Origin of the sequence: Burkholderia sp. 4NA327C6 (assembly GCF_005502655.1) — a bacterium.
GTDB lineage: Bacteria > Pseudomonadota > Gammaproteobacteria > Burkholderiales > Burkholderiaceae > Burkholderia > Burkholderia contaminans.
The window spans coordinates 1-1238 of record NZ_SCNZ01000121.1; the positions used below are offsets into that span (position 1 = coordinate 1).

The 1238-nt window shown below is 59.9% G+C and carries 1 protein-coding gene; it reads right to left on the reverse strand.

Going from position 1 to position 1238, the window contains the following annotated elements:
* Window positions 1-48 precede the first annotated feature (48 nt).
* Window positions 49-1169 (reverse strand): IS3-like element IS407 family transposase gene (locus FFS49_RS41790; protein WP_102896096.1). Its coding sequence is split into 2 segments (ribosomal slippage): window positions 49-911 and window positions 911-1169, totalling 1122 coding nucleotides; the frame shifts between segments, so codons are not numbered across the junction.
* Window positions 1170-1238 lie beyond the last annotated feature (69 nt).

The window sequence follows — 1238 nt, forward strand, 5'->3', positions numbered from 1 at the left end:
GTGACCTGCCCCCATCAATAGGGCCAATGGGCTTCTAGCAAAGTCCCTTTAAACCAACTCCTGGAAAGCGGCAGGAGTATCCGCGGTTGCCCGATGTTTCGCCGCAAACTCTGACGGCGCAAGGTAGTTCAGTGCGCTGTGCGGCCTTTGCTCGTTGTAGTCCTGACGCCATGCCGCGATGACTGCCCGAGCATGCGCGAGCGTCGTGAACCAGTGCTCGTTAAGGCATTCGTCGCGGAACTTGCCGTTGAACGATTCGATGTACGCATTCTGCGTTGGCTTGCCCGCCTGAATCAACTTCAGAGCGACGCCGTTCGCATACGCCCACTGGTCAAGCGCGCGGCTCGTAAATTCGGGGCCCTGGTCTGTTCGCACCGCCTTGGGATAGCCACGGAAGCGAGCTGCGCGGTCCAATGCCCGAGCGACATACAAACCTGAGATGCCATGGTCGACAACGATGTCGACAGCCTCTTTCGTGAAGTCGTCGACGACGGTCAGGCACTTCACGCGCCGGCCGTTGGAAAGCGCATCCATCACGAAATCGATTGACCACACCTCGTTGGGGGCGCCCGGCAATGCCAGTTGCTCGCGCTCAATCATTACGCCGTGGCGCTTGCGACGGCGCCGCACAGCCAGCCCTGCCTCACGGTACAGGCGATAGATGCGCTTGTGATTGGCGTGCGTGCCTTCGCGTTCCACTAGGGCGTGCAATCGGCGGTAGCCGAATCGACGACGTTCGTGTGCCAACTCCACCAGACGCGCCGCTAGCACCTCATTCTCGTGGTCTGGCTTCGCGTCGTAATGCAGCACGCTGCGAGAAAGCCCGACAAGCCGGCAGGCGCGGCGCTCGGAGATGTTGACCTTCCCCCGAATCGCCGATACTGCTTCGCGTTTGGCTTGCGGGCTCAGGGCTTTCCCTTGACGACGACCTTCAACGCTTCCATATCGAGCATTGCTTCGGCCAGCAGCTTCTTCAGCCGGGCATTCTCCACCTCGAGGTTCTTGAGCCGGCGGGCTTCCGAGACCTCCATGCCGCCGAACTTCGCACGCCAAGTGTAGAACGACGCATCACTGAACCCGTGCTTCCTGCACAGTTCCTTGACCGGCATACCGGCCTCGGCTTCCTTCAGAAACCCGATGATTTGCTGTTCCGTAAAGCGCTTCTTCATGTTCGTCTTCTTCTCCGAAAACGAACTTTACTAGACTCCGGCTGGCCCTGTTTGCAGGGGGCAGGTCAG